The following is a 23,247-nucleotide window of genomic DNA, read 5'->3' as shown; positions in this document are numbered from 1 at the left end:
CACTCGTGCGCAAGGTTCGGTGGTTGATCCTATCTGCTATCAGCGTCGCCGGGGCCGTTCAGGCCCAGGGCAGCCAGGGTTCGGCTCCCTCATCGACGTCGATCACCGCGGCCCCTGAGCTGCGCACGTCTCCCGGCCTGCGGATGCACCGCCTGCCGGACGGCAACATCCCCGCCTATATGGAAGCGGACACCATCGAGGGTGATCCGGATTCCGACCTGACCCTGACCGGCGCGGCCCAGGTGCGCCGCATCGACGGCGTGATCAAGGGCGACCGGATCAACTACCGCAAGGACACCGGCGAAGTCGACGTGCAGGGCAACGCCCGCATGATGCGCGACGGCACGCTGGTCACCGGTCCCAACGCCAAGTTCAACGTCGACAAGTATTCCGGCGAAGTCGAGCAGCCGAGCTTCTGGCTGGGCGCCACTGGCGGTTTTGCCGTGGCCGACAAGGCCGACATCTTCAGCAAGTCGCAGATGCGGCTGCACACGGTCACCTACAGCGGCTGCCCGTGTGAGACGCCGTCCTGGTACATCAAGGCCAACACGGTCGATATCGACTTCGACGAAAACGAAGGCGTGGCCCGCAACGGCGTGCTGTATTTCAAGGACGTGCCGATCCTGGCTTCGCCCTACATGACCTTTCCGGTCAAGAAAGAGCGCAAGTCGGGTTTCCTGGTCCCGACCTACGGCACCACCAGCAAGGGCGGTTTCGATTTCTCGCTGCCGTACTACCTGAATCTGGCGCCGAACTACGACGCGACGATCCAGCCGCGCTACTTCTCGAAGCGCGGGATGCAGTTGGGCGGGGAATTCCAGTACCTGGGCTGGGGCTACAGCGGTAGCGTTATAGGTACCTACCTGCCCAACGATAATGTGTCGGGCAATGATCGTTGGATGTACTGGTGGCGTCACCAGCAACTGCTAGGCAATGGTTTTTATGCCGACTGGGACGTAGCCAAAGTATCGGACAACGATTACTTCCGTGACATTTCCCAACTAGGTCTGAACCAGGCCTCCACAACCTACCTGCCGCAACGCGCGCGAGTCGGTTGGGCGTCAACTTATTGGAGCGCTTACGCGCAGGTCTATAAGTACCAGACCCTGCAGGACCCGGATGCGTTGCTTGCCCCTCCGTATGACAAGGAGCCTGAACTGTACCTGCGTGGCGCACGCTACGATTTGGGAGGCTTCGATGTGGATTGGACGTCGACGGCCGTGCGTTTCAGCAAGCCGTTGCTGCTAGGGGATCGCAACGGGCCGAATGGCGACCGTTTGCAGACATATCCAACCGTGTCCTATCCCATTGTCCGGCCAGGCTGGTTCGTGATTCCCAAGGCCGGTGTGAATTACACGCAGTATCAGACTAGTTGGTACGGCAACGATTGGCTTGGCCTGAATGCAGGCACGGCCAATGCCGGCACGTCTTTCGGTTATCCGCGTTCGCAGTCGCGCACGGTGCCGATCATGTCGCTGGATGCCGGCCTGATCTTCGAACGGGACACCACGCTGTTCGGCAAGTCGTCGATCCAGACGCTCGAACCGCGCCTGTATTACCTGCGCGTGCCGTATCGCGATCAATCCAAGATCCCGGTCTACGACACGTCGTTGTCCGACTTCAGCTTCTCCCAGGCGTTCGAAGAGAATATCTATACGGGTGGCTGGGACCGCATTTCCAACGCCAACCAGCTGACCGCCGCGCTGACCACGCGTTGGCTCGACGCCTCCACCGGCTTCGAGCGCGCCTCGCTGGCCGTGGCGCAGCGCCTGTACTTCGCCGACCAGCAGGTGACGCTGCCGGGCGAGACGCCGCGAGAGAATGTGCGCTCCGACTTCCTGGTGGGCGCCAGCGCCGCGCTGACCGATACCTTCACGACCGATGTGGCGGCGCAGTACAACCCCTATGACAACCGCTGGTCGCGCGCGTTGCTGAGCGGCCGCTGGTCGCCGCAGCGCCTGACCACGGTGGCCCTGGCCTATCGTTACCAGCGCGACCCGCAGGCGGGCGTGGCCTACCAGCCGCAGGGCCAGAACCAGATCAGCCTGGCCGTGCAATGGCCCTTCACCAAGCGCTGGTACGGCGTGGGCCGCGTCGACTACTCGCTGCGCAATGGCCCGTCGAGCACGGTCAGCGGCACCAACGATTCGCCGCGTATCACCCAGGCCATCGCCGGCCTCGAATACAAGGGCGATTGCTGCTGGGTCGGCCGGATGGTGTTCCAGCGCTACGCCGTGTCCGCCACCGACGCCAACACGGCCTTGTTCTTCCAGCTGGAGTTGACCGGACTGGGTTCCCTGGGAACCGATCCGATGAACCTGCTGAACAGAAGTATCCCCGGTTACTCGCGCATTACTCCGCCCGCGCCCACCGGGACCACATTTGAAAGGTATGAATGATGCGTAGGTTGCACTCCTTGCGCCGCTACACCGGCAACGCGCTGTTGCTGGCGGTTTGCGCCGCCTTCTCCGCCGCGCACGCGGCGGAGCCGAATGGCAAGGGCGCCAAGAATGCGCCCGCCGCGCAGAAAAGCGCGCCGGCGCCCGCCGGAGAGCAGTTCGTCGACGGCATCGCGGCCGTGGTCGACAAAGACGTGATCACCTTGCGCGAACTGCGCGACGCCTCGCTGCGCATCGCCGGCGAACTGAAGGCGCGCGGCATCCAGGTACCCGATGACAAGACCTTGCAGCACCAGGTGCTGCAACGCCTGATCATGGAGCGCGTGCAGCGCCACGAGGCCGACCGCCTCGGCATCCGCGTCGACGACGCCCAGGTCGACCAGGCCATCACCACCATTGCCGGGCGCAACAAGATCAGCGTGGCGCAACTGCGCCAGGAGATCGAAAAGTCCGGCGTCAGCTGGGATAGCTACCGCAAGTCGCTGAAGGACGAGATCCGCTCGGACCGCCTGCGCCAGCGCGCGGTGGACTCCAACATCGTCATTTCCGATGCCGAGGTCGACGCGTTCCTCAAGGACCAGCGCCGCAACCCGGCATTCGCCGCCGCGACCCAGCCCCAGGCCCAGCCGCAGCCGCAGCCGGAAGCCGCGCCCGAGCAGGCCGCCGCGCCTGCCGGCCCGATGCTCTATGCCGTGGCCCAGATCCTGGTGCGCGTGCCGGAAGGTTCGTCTTCGGAGCAATTGGCCGCGCTGCGCAAGAAGGCCGAGGACCTGCTGGCGCGCGTCAAGCGTGGCGATGACTTCGCCAGCCTGGCCGCCGCCAATTCCGACGGTCCCGAAGCCCTGCAGGGCGGCGTCATGGGCGTGCGTCCGCTGGACGGCTGGCCCGACCTGTTCGCCAAGGCCATCGCCAATCTGCAGAAAGGCCAGGTCAGCGGCCTGCTGCAAAGCGGCAATGGTTTCCACATCCTCAAGGTGATGGACCGCGGCACCGCCGCGCCGCCGCCCAGCCGCACCGCGCGCGCCCCAGCGCCGACGCAGGCGCCGCAACCGCGGCCGCAACCGCAGGCGCAGGCGCCGCAGGGCCCCGTGGAAGTGATGCAGACGCATGCGCGCCACATCCTGATCAAGACCTCGACCGTCATGAGCGACGAGCAGGCCCGCCAGCGCCTGGAGCAGGTGCGCCAGCGCCTGGTGGCCGGCGATGCCAAGTTCGACGACATGGCGCGCCAGTATTCGCAGGACGCGACCGCGCCGCAAGGCGGCGACCTGGGGTGGCTCAACCCGGGCGAAACCGTGCCGCCTTTCGAGGCCGCGATGAACGCGCTCAAGCCCGGCGAGATCAGCCAGCCCATCCAGACGCCGTTCGGCTGGCACCTGATCCAGGTCGAAGAGCGCCGCCAGCATGACGCCACCGACGACCTGGCCCGCATGCGCGCCCGCCAGACGCTGTTCGAGCGCCGTGCCCAACCCGCTTTCGAAGATTGGCTGGATCAGTTGCGCGCCCAGGCGTACATCGACAACCGGCTGGAAAAGCAGGACCGTATCAACCAGAACAACCGCTGATCGCAGCCCGGGTTTTTCATGTCTCAACACCAGGCGCGCAAGCGCTTTGGCCAGAACTTCCTGACCGACGAGAGCGTGGTCGAGTCGATCGTGCGCGCGGTCAGTCCCGCTCGCACCGACACCGTGGTCGAGATCGGTCCGGGTCTGTCGGCGCTGACGCGGCCGCTGCTCGAGCGGCTCGATCACCTGACCGCGGTCGAGATCGACCGCGACCTGGCGGCGCGGCTGCGCAAGCAGTTCGACGCGGACCGCCTGACCGTGGTCGAGGCCGATGCGCTGACGGTGGATTTCTCGCAGTTCGGCGCGGGGCTGCGGGTGGTCGGCAACCTGCCGTACAACATCTCCAGCCCGCTGCTGTTCCATCTGATGACCTGGGCCGACCACGTCCGCGACCAGCATTTCATGCTGCAGCGTGAAGTGATCGACCGCATGGTCGCGCAACCTGGCAGCGGCGATTTCAGCCGCCTGTCGGTGATGCTGCAATCGCGCTATCGCATGCACAAGCTGTTCGACGTGCCGCCCGAGGCGTTCGATCCGCCGCCCAAGGTGGTGTCGGCCATCGTGCGCATGGTGCCGCTGCCGGCCGAGCGCCTGCGCCCGGTCAGCGAGCGCGCTTTTGAGACCGTGGTGGCCCGCGCCTTCTCGCAGCGCCGCAAGATGCTGCGCCGGGTGCTGGCCGACTGGGCCCCGCAGGTGCCTTGGGAGGCGCTGGACATCGCGCCCACCGCGCGCGCCGAGGATATCTCGGTGGATCGCTACATCCGCCTGTCGGATGCGCTGGTCGAGGCCGGCGTGCTGCAGGGCGGTTGATTGCGCCCTTGCCATGCAAGCAAAAGCCCGCGTCGAGCGGGCCTTTTTTCGTCTTGAGCCGCCTCAGGATGAAAGCGCCCCCTTGTTGAGAGGAGGCAGCAAGCCGGGCGCGCGCCTACAGCATGCGCTTCTGCGCCGCCATCCACAATTGCATGACGTCCCGGGCGCGGTCATGCAGCAGGCGTTCGGCGTCGGCCAGCGCCTGCTGCAGCGTGATGGGGCCGGGCGCCAGGCTGAAGGCGGCGCTGATGCCGCCGGCGTGCAGCGCTTCGTAGCCTTCACCAAGCGAGCCGGCCAGCGCCACCACCGGCACGCCAGCCTGGTGTGCGATGCGGGCCACGCCGGCCGGCGTCTTGCCGCGCAGGGTCTGCGCGTCCATGCGGCCTTCGCCGGTGAAGGCGAGCGTGGCGCCTTCCATGGCCTGCGCCAGGCCGCCGAGTTCGGCAACGATCTCGACGCCGGGCCGGAAGTGCGCATTCAGGAACGTCTTGGCGGCGAAGCCGAGGCCGCCCGCGGCGCCCGCGCCGGCATCGTGGCGGCGGTCGCTGCCCAGCTGGCGCGCGCAGATGTTGGCGAAGTGGCCGAGCATGGCGTCCAGCGTCTGCACCTGTTCGGGCGTGGCGCCTTTCTGCGGACCGAAGACGTGCGAGGCGCCCTGTGGGCCGCACAAGGGATTGTCGACGTCGGAGGCGATGACGATGCTTGTCTTCGCCAGCCGCGGATCGAGGCCGCGCATGTCGATGCTGGCCAGTTGGCCCAGCGCGCCGCCGCCCGGCGGCAGGCTGCGGCCGTCCCGGTCGAGCAGGCGCAGGCCCAGCGCGGTCAGCATGCCGGCGCCGCCGTCGTTGGTGGCGGAGCCGCCCAGGCCCAGGATGATGCGTTCGGCGCCGGCATCCAGCGCCGCCAGGATCAATTCGCCCACGCCGTGGCTGCTGGCGCGCATCGGATCGCGCTTGGACGGCGCGATCAGTTCGAGGCCGGCGGCCGCGGCCATCTCGATGATGGCGGTGCCGTCGTCGAGCAGGCCCCACACGGCGTCGACCTTGTGACCCAGCGCATCGTTGACCGTGCGCTCGCGCGCTTGGCCGCCGGCCGCCGCCAGCACCGCCTCGACCGTGCCCTCGCCGCCGTCCGCCATCGGAATGCAGACCGTCTGCGCGCCGGGACAGGCGGCCTTGACGCCGCGCGCGATGGCCGCGGCCGCGTCGGGGGCGGAGACGCTTTCCTTGAAGGAGTCGGGTGCGATGACGATTTTCACGAGGTCGGCCACGGTGCGTTGAGGGTCGGGATGTCGATCATGATACCCGCGTGTCCGCCGCCGTCGTACCATAGCGCTTTCGTTGTTCATGTGAGAGTGGATCGCCATGCCTGTATTGCGCCGCACCAAAATTGTCGCCACCCTGGGGCCCTCGACGTCGACGCCGGAACGCATCGATGCCATGATCAAGGCCGGCCTGGATGTGGCGCGGCTGAACTTCTCGCACGGCAGCGCCGACGACCACCGCGAGCGCGCCCGCCTGGTGCGCGAGAGCGCCGCGCGGCAGGGCCGCTTCGTCGCCATCATGGGCGACCTGCAGGGCCCCAAGATCCGCATCGCGCGTTTCACCGACAAGCTGGTGCAGTTGCAGGTGGGCCAGCCGTTCACGCTGTCGCGGGTACATCCGAAGGACGCCGGCACGGCCAGCATCGTCGGCATCGACTATCCCGAGCTGGTGACGGACTGCCGCGTCGGCGACGAGCTGCTGCTCGATGATGGCCGCGTGGTGCTGGTGGTCGACCGCGTCGAGGGCGACGAAGTCCACACCACCGTCACGGTGGGCGGCCCGCTGTCCAACAACAAGGGCATCAACCGGCGCGGCGGCGGCCTGTCGGCGCCGAGCCTGACCGACAAGGACCGCGTCGATATCAAGCTGGCGGCCGAAATGCAGCTGGACTACGTGGCGGTGTCGTTCCCGCGCTATGGCAGCGACATCGACGAGGCGCGCGAACTGCTGCGCGCCGCCGGCAGCGAAGCCTGGATCATCGCGAAGATCGAGCGCGCCGAAGCGGTGGCCGACGACGAGGCGCTGGACGCGCTGATCCGCGCCAGCGACGGCGTGATGGTGGCGCGCGGCGACCTCGGCGTGGAAGTGGGCGATGCCGAACTGGTCGGCATCCAGAAGCGCATCATCCAGCATGCCCGCACCCTGAATAAGGTGGTGATCACCGCGACCCAGATGATGGAGTCGATGATCTCCAGCCCGATGCCCACGCGCGCCGAAGTCTCGGACGTGGCCAACGCGGTGCTGGACTACACCGATGCGGTGATGCTGTCGGCCGAAAGCGCCTCGGGTTCGTATCCGGTCGAGACGGTGCAAGCCATGGCGCGCGTCTGCCTGGGCGCGGAAAAGCACCCCACCAGCACGCAGTCGCACCATCGCCTGGGCGAGACCTTCACGCGCTGCGACGAAACCATCGCGCTGGCGGCCATGTACGCGGCCAACCATTTCCCGGGCGTCAAGGCCATCATCGCGCTGACCGAAAGCGGCCACACGCCGCTGATCATGTCGCGCATCCGCTCGGGCGTGCCGATCTACTGCTACAGCCCGCACAGCATCACGCAGAACCGCGTGACCATGTTCCGCGGCGTCTACACCATCCCGTTCGCGCCGTCGGACTACGAGCCGGCGGATCTGAGCAACGCCGCCATCGACGAGCTGAAGAAGCGCAATCTGGTGAAAGCGGGTGACTGGGTGATCCTGACCAAGGGCGACTTCTACCGCGACAGCGGCGGCACCAATGGCATGAAGATCCTGCTGGTGGATTGAGCGGGCTCGCGGCGCGCGGCGCCTGTAGGCAGGCCTGGCGCGCCGTCGAGGCAGCGTGGCTGGCGGCCGGCGCCGTTCAGCCGAAGAACCAGTAGCACACGCCGATGGCCGCCAGCACGCCGGCCAGGTCGGCGACCAGCGCGCAACCCACCGCATGGCGCGCGCGCAGGATGCCGACCGAGCCGAAATACACCGCCAGCACGTAGAAGGTGGTTTCGGTGCTGCCTTGCACCACCGCCGCCAGCAGCGCGGGGAAGCTGTCCACGCCGAAGTGCGTCATGGTTTCGAGCATCATGGCGCGCGCCGCGCTGCCCGAGAACGGCTTGACCAGCGCGGTCGGCAGCGCGTCGACGAAGCGCGTGTCCCAGCCGGCATTGGCGGCCAGCCAGCGGATGCCGTCGAGCAGGAAGTCGAGCGCGCCCGAGGCCCGCAACACGCCGACCGCGCACAGCATCGCCACCAGGTACGGCAGCAGGCTCTTGGCGATGTCGAAGCCTTCCTTGGCGCCTTCGATGAAGGCCTCGTAGACCGGCACCTTCTTGCACGCGCCGACGATGAGAAAGGCCAGCAGGATGCCGAACAGCGCCAGGTTGCCCAGCAGCGACGACAGCGCGGCGATGGCGCTGGCCGACATGCTGGCCAGCAGCGCCATGAAGCCGCCCAGCAGCAGCGCCGCGCCGCCCAGCCACAGCATCACGACCGGATCGAGCAGCCGCAGGCGCTGACACGCCGCCACCGCCAGGAAGCCGGCCAGCGTCGAGGCGCTGGTGGCCAGCAGGATGGGCAGGAACACCAGGGTCGGGTCGGCCGCGCCCTGCTGCGCGCGGAACATGAACAGCGTCACCGGCAGCAGCGTCAGCGACGAGGCGTTGAGCACCAGGAACAGGATCTGGGCGTTGCTGGCGGTGTCGGGCTTGGGATTGAGCGCTTGCAGTTCGCGCATCGCGCGCAAGCCGATGGGCGTGGCGGCATTGTCCAGGCCCAAGCCGTTGGCGGCGAAGTTGAGCGTGATCAAGCCGATCGCGGGGTGGTTGCGCGGCACCTCGGGCATCAGGCGCGCGAACAGCGGCCCCAGCAGCCGCGCCAGCCGTTCCACCAGCCCGGCGCTTTCGGCGATGCGCAGGAATCCCAGCCACAGCGTCAGCGTGCCGAACAGCAACACCATCACCTCGACCGACACCCGCGCCATGTCGAACAGGCTGGCGACCATGGCGCGGAACACGTCCGGATCGCCGATGGCCAGCCAGCGGTACAGCGCGGCCGCGGCGGCAGTCAGGAAGAAGCCCAGCCAGAGTTTGTTCAGCATGCGGTGTGTGCCCGGATAGCGAAGGGAATGCGCACCAGCGCGGGGAGGCCCATTGTCGCAGAGTCGGACCCATGGGGTTTGTCCCCGATGGCCCAATTCTGGTACTTTGCCCTGATATGCCCAGTGGCATCGAACGAGAGAGAGCACATGGATTTCAACGCCTGGCGCCGGCGCCGCATCTCCGAACCCGCATACCGTTGGGCCCGCAACGCGATGCCGCCGCTCTCGGCCACCGAACGCGAGGCCATCGAGGCCGGCGACACCTGGTGGGAAGCCGATCTGTTCACCGGCAATCCCGACTGGCGCAAGCTGCTGGACGTGCCCGCCGCCGCCCTGACGCCGGATGAGCAACGCTTCATCGACGGCCCGGTGGCGCAGCTGTGCGCCATGCTGGACGAATGGGACATCACCTGGCATCGGCGCGACCTGCCGCCCGAGGTCTGGGCCTTCCTGAAGGCGCAGCGCTTCTTCGGCATGATCATCCCCAAGCGCCACGGCGGCCTGGGCTTCTCGCCCTACGCCCACTCCGAGGTGGTGCGGCGCATTTCCGCCTATTCCATCACCGCCGGCGTCACGGTCATGGTGCCCAATTCGCTGGGGCCGGGCGAGCTGCTGATGCAGTTCGGCACCCAGGCCCAGCGCGATTACTGGCTGCCGCGGCTGGCCGACGGCCGCGAGGTGCCGTGCTTCGGCCTCACCAGCCCCGAGGCCGGCTCGGATGCCGCGTCCATGGTGGATACCGGCGTGGTCTGTCGCCAGGTGGTGGACGGTCGCGAGCTGATCGGCGTGCGCCTGAACTGGCACAAGCGCTACATCACGCTGGGGCCGGTGGCCACGGTGCTGGGGCTGGCGTTCAAAATGTCGGACCCCGACGGCATCCTGGGCGGCGCGCGCGACATCGGCATTTCGGTGGCGCTGGTGCCGACCGACGCGCCCGGCGTCGAGATCGGCCGCCGCCACCTACCGGCGATGCAGGTGTTCCAGAACGGACCCAATCGCGGCCGCGACGTGTTCGTGCCGCTGGACGCGCTGATCGGCGGCGTCGAGCGCGCCGGCCACGGCTGGCAGATGCTGATGAGCGCGTTGGCGGCGGGGCGCGGCATTTCCTTGCCGTCGCTGTCGGCGGCGGCGTGCGTGATGAGCGCGCACGCCACCGGCATGTACGCCCGGGTGCGCGAGCAGTTCGGCATTCCCGTTGGCAAGTTCGAGGGCGTGCAAGAAAAGCTGGCCAGCCTGGCGGGCAATGCCTACCTGGTGGAAGCGGCCCGGCGCCTGACCTGCGCCGCGCTGAACCAGGGCGTGAAGCCGGCGGTGGTGTCGGGCATCATGAAGTACCACGCCACCGAGCGCATGCGGGTGTCGGTCAACGACGCCATGGACGTGCATGCCGGCCGCGCGGTGATCGACGGGCCCAGCAACTACCTGGGCGCGCTGTACCGGGCGGTGCCCATCGCCATCACGGTCGAGGGCGCCAACATCCTGACGCGCAACCTGATCATCTTCGGCCAGGGCGCGATCCGCGCCCACCCCTACCTGATGCCGGAGATCCTGGCGCTGGGCAATCCCGACGAAGAACGCGGCATGGAAGTGTTCCACGACGTGTTCTGGCGCCACCTGCGCCATACCGGCATGAACACGCTGCGCGCCATCGGCCGCGCCTGGACCGGCGGCCTGCTGGCGCCGTCGCCGGTGTCCGGCCCCACCGCCGGCCACTACCGTCGGCTGGGCCGCTATGCGGCCGGCTTCGCGCTGCTGGCCGACGCCGCGCTGGCGCGCCTGGGCGGCGGCCTCAAGCGCCGCGAGATGATCTCGGCGCGGCTGGGCGACATCCTGGCCGAACTCTATCTGTTGTCGGCGGTGCTCAAGCGCTGGGAAGACGAGGGGCGCAAGCACGACGACCTGCCGCTGGTGCGCTGGTGCATGGCGCAGGGCTATGCCGAGATCGAAAAACGCATGGACCAGGTGCTGTCGAACCTGCCTGGCCGGCCGTTGGCCTGGGCATTGCGCGCCGCCATCCTGCCGTTGCGGCTGGCCAAGGGGCCGGACGACGCGCTCAGCCGCGAATGCGCGGAGCTGCTGCTCAAGCCGTCGCCGACCCATGCGCGGCTGGCGGCCGACCTGCAACGTTCAGCGGGCGGCGCCCAGGGCGATGAGGATCCGCTGGCGCTGCTGACCCGCGCCTTCGCCCTGGTCGACGCGGTGCAACCGATCCGTGACCGGCTGCGCCAGTCGGGCGTGCGCGATTGGCGCGAGGCGCACCGGCACGGCGCCATCACGGCGACGCAGGCGGCGCAGCTGGAAGAGGCCGAGGCGATCGTCTCGCGGGTGCTGCAGGTGGATGATTTCGCGCCGGAAGAATTGTCGCCGGGTGAGGCGGGCGCGGCTGAGGCCGCTGGGCATGGCACGCGGATGGCATCCGCGTCAGCCGTGGCGCCGCGTCCAGCGGCGGTGTCCGAGGCGCGCGGCGAGACCGATCCGAAGCCGGACGCGGGCGCGGATCCGCGCACCGCGCCGCGGGACGATCAGTCGTCCTGATTCGGGTCCATGCCCGGGAACAGGATTTCGGTGAAGCCGAACTTCGAGAAATCCTGGATCCGGGAAGGATAGAGCCGGCCGATCAGGTGGTCGCACTCGTGCTGCACCACGCGGGCGTGGAAGCCCTCGGCCTCGCGGTCGATGTCGCGGCCGTAGGGATCCTTGCCCTGGTAGCGGATGTGGCGGTAGCGCGGCACCAGGCCGCGCAGCCCCGGCACCGACAGGCAGCCCTCCCAGCCGTCTTCCATGTCGTCGGACAGCGGCGTGATGACCGGATTGCACAGGATCGTCTGTGGCACCGCCGGCGCGTCGGGATAGCGCTCGTTGCGGTCGAAGCCGAAGATGACCAGTTGCAGGTCGACGCCGATCTGCGGCGCGGCCAGGCCCACCCCTTGCGCCGCCGCCATGGTCTCGAACATGTCTTCGATCAGGGCGTGCAGCTCGGGGGTATCGAAGCGCTCGACCGGCGGCGCGACGCGCAGCAGCCGGGGATCGCCCATTTTGAGGATGGTGTGGATCATGGCGATGGCGGGTGGGTTCAATCCACTCGTCCCTTCTTCTGGATGAACTCGATCTTGTAGCCGTCCGGGTCCTCGACAAAGGCGATCACGGTGGTGCCGTGCTTCATCGGGCCGGCCTCGCGGGTGACCTTGCCGCCGCGTTCCTTGACCTTGTCACAGGCTTCGTAGGCGTTGTCGACTTCCAGGGCGATGTGGCCATAGCCGTTGCCCAGGTCGTACTTGTCGGTGTCCCAATTGTGGGTCAGTTCGATCACCGCGCCTTCCGATTCATCCTGGTAGCCGACGAAGGCCAGCGTGAACTTGCCGTCCGGGTAGTCGTTGCGGCGCAGGACGCGCATGCCGAGCACGTTGGTGTAGAAGTCGATGGACTTGTCGAGGTTGCCGACTCGCAGCATGGTGTGGAGCATACGCATGGTGGAATTCCTTAAGCGATGAGGGGTGGCGGGAAGCCGTGGACGTATCCGGCGGACTCCCGGGTTATGCCGAGGTCTTGCAGCGCGCCGCCCATGGCTTCGACCGCAAGCCGCATCTGGTCGGGCCCGAAGGCGCCGATGCAACCTACCCGGAAAGTGGGCAGTTCGGTGTTGGTGAAATTGCTGAGCACGAAGCCACGCTGCTTGAGCGCGTCCACGAACAGCTGCAGGTTCCAGGTCGGCGCGTCGGGCGCGTGCACGTTGACGACGATCGGGCCCTGCAGCGCGGGCGGCAGGTAGGGGCGGAGCCCCAGGCCGGCCACGCCGTCGTAGAGGGTGCGCATGTTGGCGGTGTAGCGCGCCAGCCGGGCTTCGCGGCCTTCCTGATGATACAGCTCCAGCGCCACGGCCAGCGCCGCCAGCGTCGGCGCCGGCGGGGTGAAGCGCGGGCCGGCGTTGGGCGCCAGGGTGTGCTGGTAGATGTCGGCCAGGTCCAGAGACCAGCTGCCGGCGTTGCCGCGCGCGGCCTCCAGGCTGTCGCGGCGGCCCACCACGAAGGCGGCGCCGGGCAGGCCTTCCAGGCATTTGTTGGCCGTCAGCACCACGGCATCCACGGCGGGCAGGGCGCGCATGTCGAGCGGCAATGCGCCGAACGCCGAGACCGCGTCGACGATGACGCGGCGACCCAGCGCGTGGGCGATGCGGGCCAGTTCCGGCACGTCGTGGCAGATGCCGCTGCCGGTCTCGCTGTAGACCAGCGCGATGTGCGTCAGGCTCGGGTCCTGCTCCAGCGCCTGTGCCACGGCCTGCGGGTCGACGCGGTCACGCGCGCCCACGTACAGCGGCACGGCGACGCGGCCGGCCTCGGCGGCCAGCTTCTGCAGGCGGCCGGCGTAGGCGCCGGTGGACGGCACCAGCAGGCGGCCGCCGGGCGGCACCAGGGTGCGGATGGCGGCTTCCACCGCGAAATGGCCACAGCCCGGCAGCGCCAGCGCCACGTGCGTGTCCGCGTCGGCCTCGGCCACGCGCAGCACGTCGGCGCAGACCTGGCGGTACAGCGCGCGGAATTCGTTGTCCCATGGCGCATAGTCCTGCGCCATGGCGGCCTTCACCCGCGCATCGGTCGTGACCGGGCCGGGAATCAGCAGAAGCATGGTGTGTCTCCGTGGGTGCTCATGCGAGGCTTCTTTTAGTGGGAACTGGCCCCTGGGCCGGTTGCGCGGGCGTCTCGCGCCGACCCTAGAATTGCGGCAGCGAGGCGGGGTCGTGGCGCCGCAGCACGTTCTTGGCTTCCTCGAAGTCGGGCAGGATCTGGCCGACTTCGCGCCAGAAGTCCTGGCTGTGGTTCATTTCGCGCAGGTGCGCCAGTTCGTGCGCGATGACGTAGTCGATGATGGCGGGCGCGAAATGGATCAGGCGCCAGTTCAGCATGATGTTGCCGTCGCTGGTGCACGAGCCCCAGCGCGTGGCCGCCGACGACAGGCGCCAGCGGCGGATCTTCAGGCCGCTGATCTGCAGGAAGTGCGCCAACCGGGCGCCGAACCAGGCGCCGGCGCGCTGCTGCAGCCAGGCCTGGGCGGCGTCGCGGATGCGGCCCTGGTCGGCGTCGGCGGGCAGCGCCAGCCACAGCGTGTCGCCGTCGGCCGGGGCCTCGGCATCGCCGGACAGGCGGGTCTGGCGGCTGTCGCCGCCCACGCCCAGCACGATGCGCTTGCCCAGGTAGGGCAGCTCGCCGCCCGCCTGCCAGCGCGTGTGGGCCATGGCCAGCTGCTGCTTGCGGGTGTGCCATTCGCGCAGCTTGGCGACGATCCAGCGGGATTTTTCGCGCACCGCGTCGTCGATCTGCGCCAGTGTGACCCAGTTGGGCGCCGTGACGCGCAGGCCGTCGTCGGTGATGACGAAGCCGATGCTGCGGCGGCGCGAGCGCAGCAGCACGAAGCCGATGGGTTGCGAATCGGTGTCCACCTCGCGCCAGCGCGCGCCCGGCGGCAGCGGATCGGGGCAGGGGGTGGGCACGCGCGCGGCGGCGTTGGGCGACAGCGTCAGTAGCGGTTCGCCGGCCGGCTTGGGCGCGGAGGAGGCAGGAGGAGGGAACAGCGGCGCGGGCGGCGTGGCCACCGGCGCCTTGCGCGGCGCGGGAGACGCGCTCAAGGGCGACGCGTCGGCAGACGCGTCGGAGTCTCGCACGTCGAACAGGAGTTCGAGCTGGTCAGTGCTGGGCATACCTTTCTGGATTGAGACGCCGCATTTCCCCTTCGATCCAGTCCTGCACTTTCTGGTTCAGTTCCTCGGGGGAGATTCCCTTCGATTCTATCGCGGGACCGATGGACAGCGTAACCATGCCCGGATATTTGACGAAGGCGTTGCGGCGCCAGCATTCGCCGGCATTGTGCGCCACCGGGATGACCACCGCGCCGGTGCGCGAGGCCAGCAGCGCGCCGCCCATCTTGAAGCGCGCGGTCTTGCCCGGCGGCACGCGCGTGCCTTCCGGGAACAGCAGCGGCCAGCGGCCTTCGTCCAGCCGGACCTGTCCCTGCTTGACCACCTGCTCGAAGGCGTCGCGGCCCTTGGAACGGTCGATGGCGATCATGCGCAGCAACGCCAGGCCCCAGCCGAAGAACGGCACCATGTGCAGTTCCTTCTTGTAGACGAAGCACACTTCGCGCGGCATGTAGGCCGGGAAGAACAGCGTTTCCCAGGCCGACTGGTGCTTGGACAGCAGCACCGCCGGGCCGTCAGGCAGGTTTTCCCAGCCCTTCACCTGCCAGCGGATGCCGCAGAACACCTTGGCGCCCCAGATCGCCAGGCGCGGCCAGCCCACCGTGAGCTTGTAGCGCAGGTGCAGCGGCAGCGGCGCCCACAGCACGCAGGCGAAGGCATAGGGGATGACCGTGATGGCCAGGAACAGGAAATAAAGGAGCGAGCGCAGCCGGGCCATCAGTTGTCCTGCAGCAAGGCGTCGACCACGGCCGACAGGTCGTCGCAGACCCGGGTGTTGTCGGGCAGGCCGCCCTTGGCCAGCGTCTTCTTGCCGTTGCCGGTCAGCACCAGCCACGGCGCGCAGCCGGTCGCGGTGGAGGCCTGCAGATCGCGCAGCGAGTCGCCCACGGCCGGCACGCCGGCCAGGTCGACGTCATAGCGGTGGCCGATCTGCTCGAACATGCCGGGACGCGGCTTGCGGCAGGTGCAGTCGTCGTCCGGGCCGTGCGGGCACATGAAGACGGCGTCGACGCTGCCGCCGACGGCGGCCAGCTCGCGCCGCATCTTGGTGTGGATGGCGGTCAGCGTGTCCATGTCGAACAGGCCGCGCGCCAGGCCGGACTGGTTGGTGGCGACCACCACCGTCCAGTCCGCCTGCGTCAGGCGGGCGATGGCCTGCAGGCTGCCGGGCAGGGCGATCCATTCGTCGGGACTTTTGACGAAGGCGTCGCTGTCCTGGTTGATGACGCCGTCGCGGTCGAGGATGATGAGCTTCACTGTGCCAGCCTGGAAATGTCAGCGACCTGGTTCATCAGGGTGTGCAACTGGCCCAGCAGCGCCAGCCGGTTGGCGCGCACCGCGGGGTCTTCGGCCATGACCATGATGTCGGCGAAGAAAGCGTCCACCGGCTCGCGCGCCTGCGCCAGCGTGCGCAGGTTGGCGGCGAAGTCGCCGGCGGCCAGTTGCGCCTCGGCCTGCGGACGCAGCGCGGCGATGGCGGCGGCCAGCGCCTTTTCGGCGGGCTCGACCAGCGCGGCGTCATTGACCGCGCCGATTTCACCCTCGGCCTTCTTGAGCAGGTTGCCGATGCGCTTGTTGGCGGCGGCCAGGCTGGCGGCCTCGGGCATCTGCGCGAAGGCGGCGGCGGCGCGCACGCGCTCGCCCACCTGGTGCAGCGGCGGCGCCAGGGCGATGACGGCCTCGACCGCGTTGCGGTCGTGCTCGTTGATCAGCTGGTTGCGGTAGCGTTCGTAGATGAAGGCGCGCACTTCCGCCAGCGTGTCGGCGGGGATCTTGCCGGCCGGGAAGGTGGCGGCGGTGGCGGCCAGCAGGCCGTCCAGGGACAGCGGGCCGTCCTGGTTGAGCTTGAGCCAGCCGCCGGCGGCCAGTTGCTCGAAGGCGCTGATCAGGCCCAGCGCGGCGCGGCGCAGGCCGAAGGGGTCGCGTTCGCCGGTGGGCGCCAGGCCGATCGCCCAGATGCCGACCAGGGTCTCGGCGCGTTCGGCGATGAACAGCGTGGCGGCGGTCAGGTCGTCCTGCGAGACCGGCGTGTCGTAACGGTTGCGGTACTGGGTGCGCAGCGCCTGCACGACGCTGTCCGGCTCGCCGTCGCCGGCGGCGTAGTAGGCGCCCATGATGCCTTGCAGCTCGGGGAACTCGCCCACCATGTTCGAGCCCAGGTCGGCCTTGGCCAGCAGCGCGGCGCGGTCGGCGGCGGCGACGTCGCCGCCCAGCTTGCCGGCCACGTCGCGGGCGATGGCGCGCACGCGCTCGACGCGTTCGAGCTGGGTGCCCAGCTTGTTGTGGTAGACGATCGAGCCCAGTTGCTCGACGCGCGCGGCCAGCGGCGTCTTGCGGTCGGTCTCGAAGAAGAACTGGGCGTCGGCCAGGCGCGGGCGCACCACGCGCTGGTTGCCTTCGACGATGTTCACCGGGTTGTCCGTGCGCATGTTGCTCACGATCAGGAAGCGATGCGTCAGGCGGCCGCTGGCCGGGTCGAACAGCGGGAAGTATTTCTGGTTCAGGCGCATGGTCAGGATCAGGCATTCCTGCGGCACTTGCAGGAACTGTTCCTCGAACTCGCCGACGTAGACGGTGGGGTGTTCGACCAGGGCGGTGACTTCATCGAGCAGGGCGGCCACTTCGGGGTCGTCGCCCAGCGTGGCCGACAGGCGGCCGGCGTGGTCCAGCAGCTGGCGCTGGATCTCGTCGCGGCGGCCTTCGAACGAGGCCACCACGCGGCCCTTTTCGGCCAGGGTGGCGGCGTAGGCGTCGGCATCGGCGATGGCGATGGCGCCGTTGCTCATGTAGCGGTGGCCCAGCGTCTCGCGGCCGGCGGTCAGGCCGAGGGCGGCCACGGGCACGACGTCGGCGCCGAACAACGCGATCAGGCCGTGCGCCGGGCGCACGAACTTGACGGTGGTTTCGCCATCGGCCAACTGGTAGCGCATGACCTTGGGGATCGGCAGGCCGTCGATGGCCGCGTCGATGCCTTCCTGCAGGCCGGCGGCCAGCGCGGCGCCGGGGGCGGTGCCGCGGGCGACCAGGTAATCCTGCTTGCCGTCGGATTCCCGTTCCAGGGTGGCCAGGTCGATGTTTTCCAGGCCCTTGGCGGCCAGCTTCTTCTGCAGCGCCGGAGTGGCCTTGCCGTCTTCGGTCAGGCCGATCTTCACCGGCATCAGCTTTTCGGCGTAGGCCTGGTCGGGCGCCTGGGCCAGCACGGCCGACAGGCGCACCGCCAGGCGGCGCGGCGTGGCGTAGGGCTCGACGGCGCAGCCGTCGGCCAGCAGGCCGTGGCGCGCCAGCGTGGCGCGCACGCCTTCGGCGAAAGCCTGGCCCAGCTTCTGCAGGGCCTTGGGCGGGAGTTCTTCGGTCAGCAGCTCGACCAGCAGGGGGCGGATGTTCGTCGTCATTTATGCAGCCTCCCCGGCGGCCTTGTCGCGGCCCAGCATGGGAAAGCCCAGTCGTTCGCGGGAATCGTAGTAGGCCTGCGCGACGGCGCGCGACAGGTTGCGGATGCGGCCGATATAGGCGGCGCGCTCGGTAACGCTGATCGCGCCGCGCGCGTCCAGCATGTTGAAGGTGTGCGCGGCCTTGAGCGTGGCTTCATAGGCCGGCAGCGCCAGCGGCACGTCCATCAGGCGCTTGGCCTCGGCTTCGTAGTCGTTGAAGTGCGCGAACAGCATCTCGGCCGACGAGTATTCGAAGTTGTAGGTGGACTGCTCCACTTCGTTCTGGTGGAACACGTCGCGGTACAGCACGCGGCGGCCGTTGGCGCCTTCGGTCCAGACCAGGTCGTACACGCTCTGCACGTCCTGCAGGTACATGGCCAGGCGTTCCAGGCCGTAGGTGATCTCGCCCGTGGTCGGGGTGCAATCCAGGCCGCCGACCTGCTGGAAGTAGGTGAACTGGGTTACTTCCATGCCGTTGAGCCACACTTCCCAGCCCAGGCCCCAGGCGCCCAGCGTCGGGTTTTCCCAGTCATCCTCGACAAAACGGATGTCGTGCTGGGTGGGGTCGATGCCCAGCGCCTTGAGCGAGCCGATGTACAGGTCCAGGATTTCCGGGGGCGCGGGTTTCAGCACCACCTGGTACTGATAGTAGTGCTGCAGGCGGTTGGGGTTCTCGCCGTAACGGCCATCCTTGGGGCGGCGCGAGGGCTGCACGTAGGCCGCGCGCCAGGGCTCCGGGCCGATCGCCCGCAGGAAAGTGGCGGTGTGCGAGGTGCCGGCGCCGACTTCCATGTCGTAGGGCTGCAGCAGGGCGCAACCCTGCTTGTCCCAGTATTCCTGGAGCGTAAGGATGATTTGCTGAAAGGTGAGCATAGGATTCTTGGAATTCGATCGCCAGGCGACGTCTGCCGTGGGCGTGGGAAACCGGGCATTTTAACTGGCCCGGGGCGGCCCCGGGGGGCGGACCCCGGGATGGCGGTTACATCCTGGCCGTTACATCTCGGACGGGGCGTGCTCCAGGCGGACACCGGCGGCGCGGCGCCCTGCGGCTGTCCGGCATTGGTCGTATCATTCCAGGTTGACCAGTCTTATATAAAACCAACATTCCCAAAACCCCGGAAGGAGCATCCGCATGTCTGACCTGATCAAGGTGGAAGTCGCCGACGGCATCCAGATCATCACCATCAATCGCCCCGAGGCCAAGAACGCCATCAACCTGGAAACCGCCCAGGCCATGGCCGCCGCGCTGGATCAGCTGGACAGCCGCGACGACGTGCGCATCGGCATCCTGACGGGCGCGGGCGGCACGTTCTCGTCGGGCATGGATCTGAAGGCCTTCGCCAAGTCGGGCCAGCGTCCGTACGTCGAAGGCCGCGGTTTCGCCGGCCTGAACGAAGCGCCTCCGAAAAAGCCGCTGATCGCCGCGGTCGAAGGCTACGCCCTGGCCGGCGGCTGCGAAATGGCGCTGGCGTCCGACCTGATCGTGGCCGCCAGCAACGCCAAGTTCGGCCTGCCCGAAGTCAAGCGCGGCCTGGTGGCCGGCGCCGGCGGCATGCTGCGCCTGCCGCGCCGCCTGCCGTACCACATCGCCATGGAAGTGATCCTGACCGGCGACATGCTGGGCGCCGAGCGCGCCTACGGCTTCGGCCTGGTCAACCGCCTGGCCGAGCCGGGCGGCGCCCTGGCCGGCGCGCTGGAACTGGCCCGCGCCATCGTCGAGAACGGTCCGCTGTCGGTGCAGACCGCCAAGAGCATCGTGGCGCAGTCCGGCGACTGGACCCAGGAAGAGATGTTCAGCCGCCAGCGTCCGCTGATCGCCCACATCTTCTCGTCGGCCGACGCCAAGGAAGGCGCCACGGCTTTCGCCGAGAAGCGCAAGCCCGTCTGGCAAGGCAAATAAATGGGTGCCCCCACGCCGCGCTCGCTGCGCGAGCTAGCTGCCCCCCGCGGGGGCTCTTTTGCCTTGGGGCGGCCCGGCGGGGGAATAACCCCCACGCCGCGCTCGCCATGCGAGCTAGCTGCCCCCCGCGGGGGCTCTTTTGCCTTGGGGCGGCCCGGCGGCAAAAGCAATCCTTTCACCAGCGCGGCTGGCCGGTAGGTCGGCCGCGTTTTCACGTTCCCTTCGTTAATCGCATATCGCCATGTCCGTCCTCATCAAAGAAGAAGACTTCATCCAGTCGATAGCCGATGGCATTCAGTTCATCAGCTATTACCACCCCGTCGACTACATCCGCCACCTGGCCCGCGCCTACGAGCGCGAGGAAAGCCCGGCCGCGCGCGACGCGATGGCGCAGATCCTGACCAACTCGCGCATGTGCGCCGAAGGCAAGCGCCCGCTGTGCCAGGACACCGGCATCGTCAACGTGTTCCTGAAGGTCGGCATGGGCGTGCGCTTCGACACCAAGCGCACCCTGCAGGAACTGTGCGACGAAGGCGTGCGCCGCGGCTACCTGAACCCGGACAATCCCCTGCGCGCCTCGGTGCTGGACGATCCGCTGTTCGCCCGCAAGAACACCCGCGACAACACGCCCTGTATCCTGCACGTCGAGCTTGTCCCGGGTGACAAGGTCGACGTGCAGCTGGCTTCGAAGGGCGGCGGTTCGGAAAACAAGTCCAAGTTCGCCATGCTCAACCCCAGCGACTCGCTGGTGGACTGGGTGCTCAAGACGGTCCCGACCATGGGCGCCGGCTGGTGCCCGCCGGGCATGCTGGGCATCGGCGTCGGCGGCACCGCCGAAAAGGCCATGCTGATGGCCAAGCAGTCGCTGATGGAAGACATCGACATGTACGAACTGCTGGCCCGCGGCCCGCAGAACAAGCTCGAAGAGCTGCGCATCGAGCTGTACGAAAAGGTCAACGCGCTGGGCATCGGCGCCCAGGGCCTGGGCGGCCTGACGACCGTGCTGGACGTCAAGATCAACACCTTCCCGACGCACGCGGCCTCCAAGCCGGTCGCCATGATCCCGAACTGCGCGGCCACCCGCCACGCCCACTTCGAGCTGGACGGCTCGGGCCCGGCGCGCCTGGACCCGCCGTCGCTGTCGGAATGGCCGGAAGTTCACTGGGCGCCGGACTACAACAAGTCCAAGCAGGTCGACCTGAACACGCTGACCAAGGAAGAGGTCGCCAGCTGGAAGCCGGGCCAGACCCTGCTGCTGTCGGGCAAGATGCTGACTGGCCGCGACGCCGCGCACAAGCGCATCCAGGACATGCTGGCCAAGGGCGAGCCGCTGCCGGTGGACTTCACCAACCGCGTCATCTACTACGTCGGCCCGGTCGATCCGGTGCGCGACGAAGTGGTGGGCCCGGCCGGTCCGACCACCGCCACCCGCATGGACAAGTTCACCGACATGATGCTGGAGCAGACTGGACTGATCGCGATGATCGGCAAGTCCGAGCGCGGCCCCGTCGCGATCGAGTCGATCAAGAAGCACGGCTCGGCCTACCTGATGGCCGTGGGCGGCGCGGCCTACCTGGTGTCCAAGGCGATCCGCGGCGCCAAGGTGCTGGGTTTCGCCGACCTGGGCATGGAAGCCATCTACGAGTTCGACGTGAAGGACATGCCGGTGACCGTGGCGGTTGACGCCCAGGGCACCTCGGTCCACACCACCGGGCCGAAGGAATGGCAGGCCCGGATCGGCAAGATCCCCGTCGCCGTCGCGTAAACGGGCGACAGGAACGCGAAAAGGGCGCCGGTGACGGCGCCCTTTTTTATCTCCTGGACGATTCGCGGCCTGCCGTCGGCGCGGGCGCCCGTGGTCGCCCGATCAGGGCCGGTCAGTAGCGCACGTACTCCAGCGTTGATTGCGAGGACGCCGGTGCGCGGGGCGCCGCGGCCCGCGCCGATGCCGCTTCGCGCACCGCCCCGGTTCGGTCCTGGGTCTCATAAGCGCTCTGCAGTTCGTGTGCCGCCTCGGCCGTCATCTGGGTGATGTCCTCGGTCACTTCGCCCAGCTTGGCCGATTGCGCCAGCGAGACCTCCACCACTTCGCCCATGATCTCGGTGACCCGCCGCGACGAGGTCACGATGTTCTCCATGGTGGCGCCGGCGGACTGCACCTGCTCGGCGCCGTTGCCGATCTGCTGGACCGAGGTGGTGATCAGGTCCTTGATCTCCTTGGCCGCGGCGGCGCTGTTCTGGGCCAGGCTGCGCACTTCGGCCGCCACCACCGCGAAGCCCTTGCCGTGCGGGCCGGCGCGCGCCGCCTCGACCGCGGCATTGAGCGCCAGGATATTGGTCTGGAACGCGATGCCGTCCATCACGCCGATGATCTCCGAAATGCGCTTGGAACTGTCGGTGATGGCGCCCATGGTGGCCACTACCCCCGCCACCGTCTTGCCGCCTTCTTCGGCCACCCGACAGGCGTCGAGCGCCAGCGAGTTGGCCTGGCCGGCGCGTTCGGCGTTCTCGGTCAGGCCCTGCACCGCCACGCGCAGCGTCTGCGCGGCGGTGAAACGCTTGGTGATGTCGGTGGCGAACTTCACCACCTTGAAGGGCCGGCCCTCGGCATCGAAGATCGGGTTGTAGCTGGCCTCGATCCAGACGCGGCGGCCGTTCTTGCCGATGCGCAGGTATTGGCCGGTGTCGTATTCACCGCCGCGCAGCTTGCGCCAGAATTCCTGGTAGGCGGGACTGCGGACTTCCTCGGGCAGCACCAGCATGCTGTGGTGCCGGCCGCGCAGTTCGTCTTCGCGGTAGCCCATGGCGTCCAGGAACAGGTCGTTGGCGCGGATGATGGTGCCATCCAGTTCGAACTCGATGATGCCCTGCACCTTGGAGATGGCGGCGAGCTGGCCCTCGGTGTCGGCCTGGCGCCGTTGTTGTTCGGTGACGTCGGTGGCGTACTTGACCACCTTGAAGGGCTGGCCGGAGGCGTCGAGGATCGGGTTGTAGCTGGCCTGCAGCCAGACGTCGCTGCCGTCCTTGTGGATGCGGCGGTAGCGGCCCGCGTCATAGGCGCCGCGCTTGAGTTTGTCCCAGAAGGCCTGGTATTGCGGACAATCGCGCCGGTCCGGGGCGACGAAGATGCGATGGTGCTGCCCCAGCAGTTCGTCGAGCGAGTAGCCCATGGCATCGAGGAAGTTCTGGTTGGCCATGAGCACGTGGCCGTCCAGGTCGAACTCGATGACCGCCTGCGCCTTGTGGATGGCCGCGATCTGGCCGTGAAGATCCGCGTCCCGGGTGTCGCGCTTGCGACGAAAGAGGCGCCCCAAGGGGCTGGTCACTGGCATGGCGGCTC

Annotated in this window: 18 protein-coding genes; 7 read left to right on the top strand and 11 right to left on the bottom strand. The window is 68.3% G+C overall.

Going from position 1 to position 23,247, the window contains the following annotated elements:
• Positions 1 to 5: 5 nt before the first annotated feature.
• Genes AruCF_RS26330 through rsmA form a run of 3 tightly spaced genes read left to right on the top strand, consistent with a single transcriptional unit; the run spans position 6 to position 4,774 of the window.
• Positions 6 to 2,399: an LPS-assembly protein LptD gene (locus tag AruCF_RS26330; RefSeq protein ID WP_049071479.1), complete on the top strand. Its 2,394-nt coding sequence runs from the start codon at positions 6 to 8 to the stop codon at positions 2,397 to 2,399.
• Positions 2,396 to 3,964, top strand: coding sequence for a peptidylprolyl isomerase (locus AruCF_RS26325; RefSeq protein WP_049071480.1), 1,569 nt, complete (start codon positions 2,396 to 2,398; stop codon positions 3,962 to 3,964). Before AruCF_RS26330 ends, AruCF_RS26325 begins: the two co-directional genes overlap by 4 nt.
• Before the next feature lie 18 nt (positions 3,965 to 3,982).
• Positions 3,983 to 4,774: a 16S rRNA (adenine(1518)-N(6)/adenine(1519)-N(6))-dimethyltransferase RsmA gene (rsmA, locus tag AruCF_RS26320; RefSeq protein WP_049071482.1), complete on the top strand. Its 792-nt coding sequence runs from the start codon at positions 3,983 to 3,985 to the stop codon at positions 4,772 to 4,774.
• A 115-nt stretch (positions 4,775 to 4,889) separates the two neighbouring features.
• Here the strand turns inward: rsmA and AruCF_RS26315 are convergent, their stop codons facing one another.
• On the bottom strand, positions 4,890 to 6,032 hold the full coding sequence (locus AruCF_RS26315) for a glycerate kinase (RefSeq protein WP_049077464.1): 1,143 nt from the start codon (positions 6,030 to 6,032) through the stop codon (positions 4,890 to 4,892).
• Positions 6,033 to 6,138: 106 nt separating this feature from the next.
• Between AruCF_RS26315 and pyk the strand changes: the two genes are divergently transcribed.
• Entirely contained in the window at positions 6,139 to 7,581 is a 1,443-nt protein-coding gene (pyk, locus tag AruCF_RS26310; RefSeq protein WP_049071484.1) for a pyruvate kinase, read from the top strand.
• A 76-nt stretch (positions 7,582 to 7,657) separates the two neighbouring features.
• On the opposite strand, the gene AruCF_RS26305 is transcribed toward pyk, so the two are convergent.
• Positions 7,658 to 8,887 carry a nucleoside recognition domain-containing protein gene (locus AruCF_RS26305; RefSeq protein ID WP_049071485.1) on the bottom strand — a complete coding sequence of 410 codons (1,230 nt, stop codon included), beginning with the start codon at positions 8,885 to 8,887 and terminating at the stop codon, positions 7,658 to 7,660.
• Between the two features lie 147 nt (positions 8,888 to 9,034).
• Here AruCF_RS26305 and AruCF_RS26300 point away from each other — a divergent pair, with 147 nt between their 5' ends.
• Complete coding sequence (locus tag AruCF_RS26300; RefSeq protein WP_235432738.1) at positions 9,035 to 11,422, top strand: acyl-CoA dehydrogenase; 2,388 nt, start codon at positions 9,035 to 9,037, stop codon at positions 11,420 to 11,422.
• Here the strand turns inward: AruCF_RS26300 and def are convergent.
• The 8 genes from def to glyQ form a co-directional block, all read right to left on the bottom strand.
• Positions 11,410 to 11,943, bottom strand: coding sequence for a peptide deformylase (gene def / locus AruCF_RS26295; RefSeq protein WP_049071488.1), 534 nt, complete (start codon positions 11,941 to 11,943; stop codon positions 11,410 to 11,412). The two genes, AruCF_RS26300 and def, sit on opposite strands and share 13 nt — an antisense overlap.
• Before the next feature lie 17 nt (positions 11,944 to 11,960).
• Entirely contained in the window at positions 11,961 to 12,356 is a 396-nt protein-coding gene (gene gloA / locus AruCF_RS26290) for a lactoylglutathione lyase (RefSeq protein WP_049071490.1), read from the bottom strand.
• Positions 12,357 to 12,367: 11 nt separating this feature from the next.
• On the bottom strand, positions 12,368 to 13,510 hold the full coding sequence (locus AruCF_RS26285; protein ID WP_049071492.1) for a 2-aminoethylphosphonate--pyruvate transaminase: 1,143 nt from the start codon (positions 13,508 to 13,510) through the stop codon (positions 12,368 to 12,370).
• A gap of 85 nt (positions 13,511 to 13,595) precedes the next feature.
• Positions 13,596 to 14,579: a M48 family metallopeptidase gene (locus AruCF_RS26280; RefSeq protein ID WP_144419077.1), complete on the bottom strand. Its 984-nt coding sequence runs from the start codon at positions 14,577 to 14,579 to the stop codon at positions 13,596 to 13,598.
• Positions 14,566 to 15,294 (bottom strand): lysophospholipid acyltransferase family protein, encoded by a 729-nt coding sequence (locus AruCF_RS26275; protein ID WP_049071494.1) that lies wholly within the window; start codon positions 15,292 to 15,294, stop codon positions 14,566 to 14,568. Before AruCF_RS26275 ends, AruCF_RS26280 begins: the two co-directional genes overlap by 14 nt.
• Entirely contained in the window at positions 15,294 to 15,833 is a 540-nt protein-coding gene (gene gmhB, locus AruCF_RS26270) for a D-glycero-beta-D-manno-heptose 1,7-bisphosphate 7-phosphatase (RefSeq protein ID WP_049071496.1), read from the bottom strand. The genes AruCF_RS26275 and gmhB overlap by 1 nt, the downstream gene beginning before the upstream one ends.
• Complete coding sequence (glyS, locus tag AruCF_RS26265) at positions 15,830 to 17,968, bottom strand: glycine--tRNA ligase subunit beta (RefSeq protein ID WP_049071499.1); 2,139 nt, start codon at positions 17,966 to 17,968, stop codon at positions 15,830 to 15,832. The genes gmhB and glyS overlap by 4 nt, the downstream gene beginning before the upstream one ends.
• Positions 17,969 to 18,880: a glycine--tRNA ligase subunit alpha gene (gene glyQ / locus AruCF_RS26260; protein ID WP_006388861.1), complete on the bottom strand. Its 912-nt coding sequence runs from the start codon at positions 18,878 to 18,880 to the stop codon at positions 17,969 to 17,971.
• 259 nt (positions 18,881 to 19,139) lie between these two features.
• On the opposite strand from glyQ, the gene AruCF_RS26255 reads away from it, so the two are divergent.
• Both AruCF_RS26255 and AruCF_RS26250 read left to right on the top strand, forming a co-directional pair.
• A complete protein-coding gene (locus AruCF_RS26255; RefSeq protein ID WP_049071501.1) occupies positions 19,140 to 19,907 on the top strand; it encodes a crotonase/enoyl-CoA hydratase family protein in 768 nt (255 codons plus the stop codon).
• Positions 19,908 to 20,148: 241 nt separating this feature from the next.
• Positions 20,149 to 21,672 (top strand): fumarate hydratase, encoded by a 1,524-nt coding sequence (locus tag AruCF_RS26250; protein ID WP_049071502.1) that lies wholly within the window; start codon positions 20,149 to 20,151, stop codon positions 21,670 to 21,672.
• Between the two features lie 112 nt (positions 21,673 to 21,784).
• Here AruCF_RS26250 and AruCF_RS26245 read toward each other — a convergent pair whose 3' ends face one another.
• Positions 21,785 to 23,239 carry a methyl-accepting chemotaxis protein gene (locus AruCF_RS26245; protein ID WP_049071504.1) on the bottom strand — a complete coding sequence of 485 codons (1,455 nt, stop codon included), beginning with the start codon at positions 23,237 to 23,239 and terminating at the stop codon, positions 21,785 to 21,787.
• Positions 23,240 to 23,247: the final 8 nt, after the last annotated feature.

Source organism: Achromobacter ruhlandii, assembly GCF_002082135.1.
GTDB lineage: Bacteria > Pseudomonadota > Gammaproteobacteria > Burkholderiales > Burkholderiaceae_B > Achromobacter > Achromobacter ruhlandii.
The sequence above is the reverse complement of the archived record's forward strand: the minus strand, read 5'-3'. Positions and strand labels throughout refer to the sequence as shown.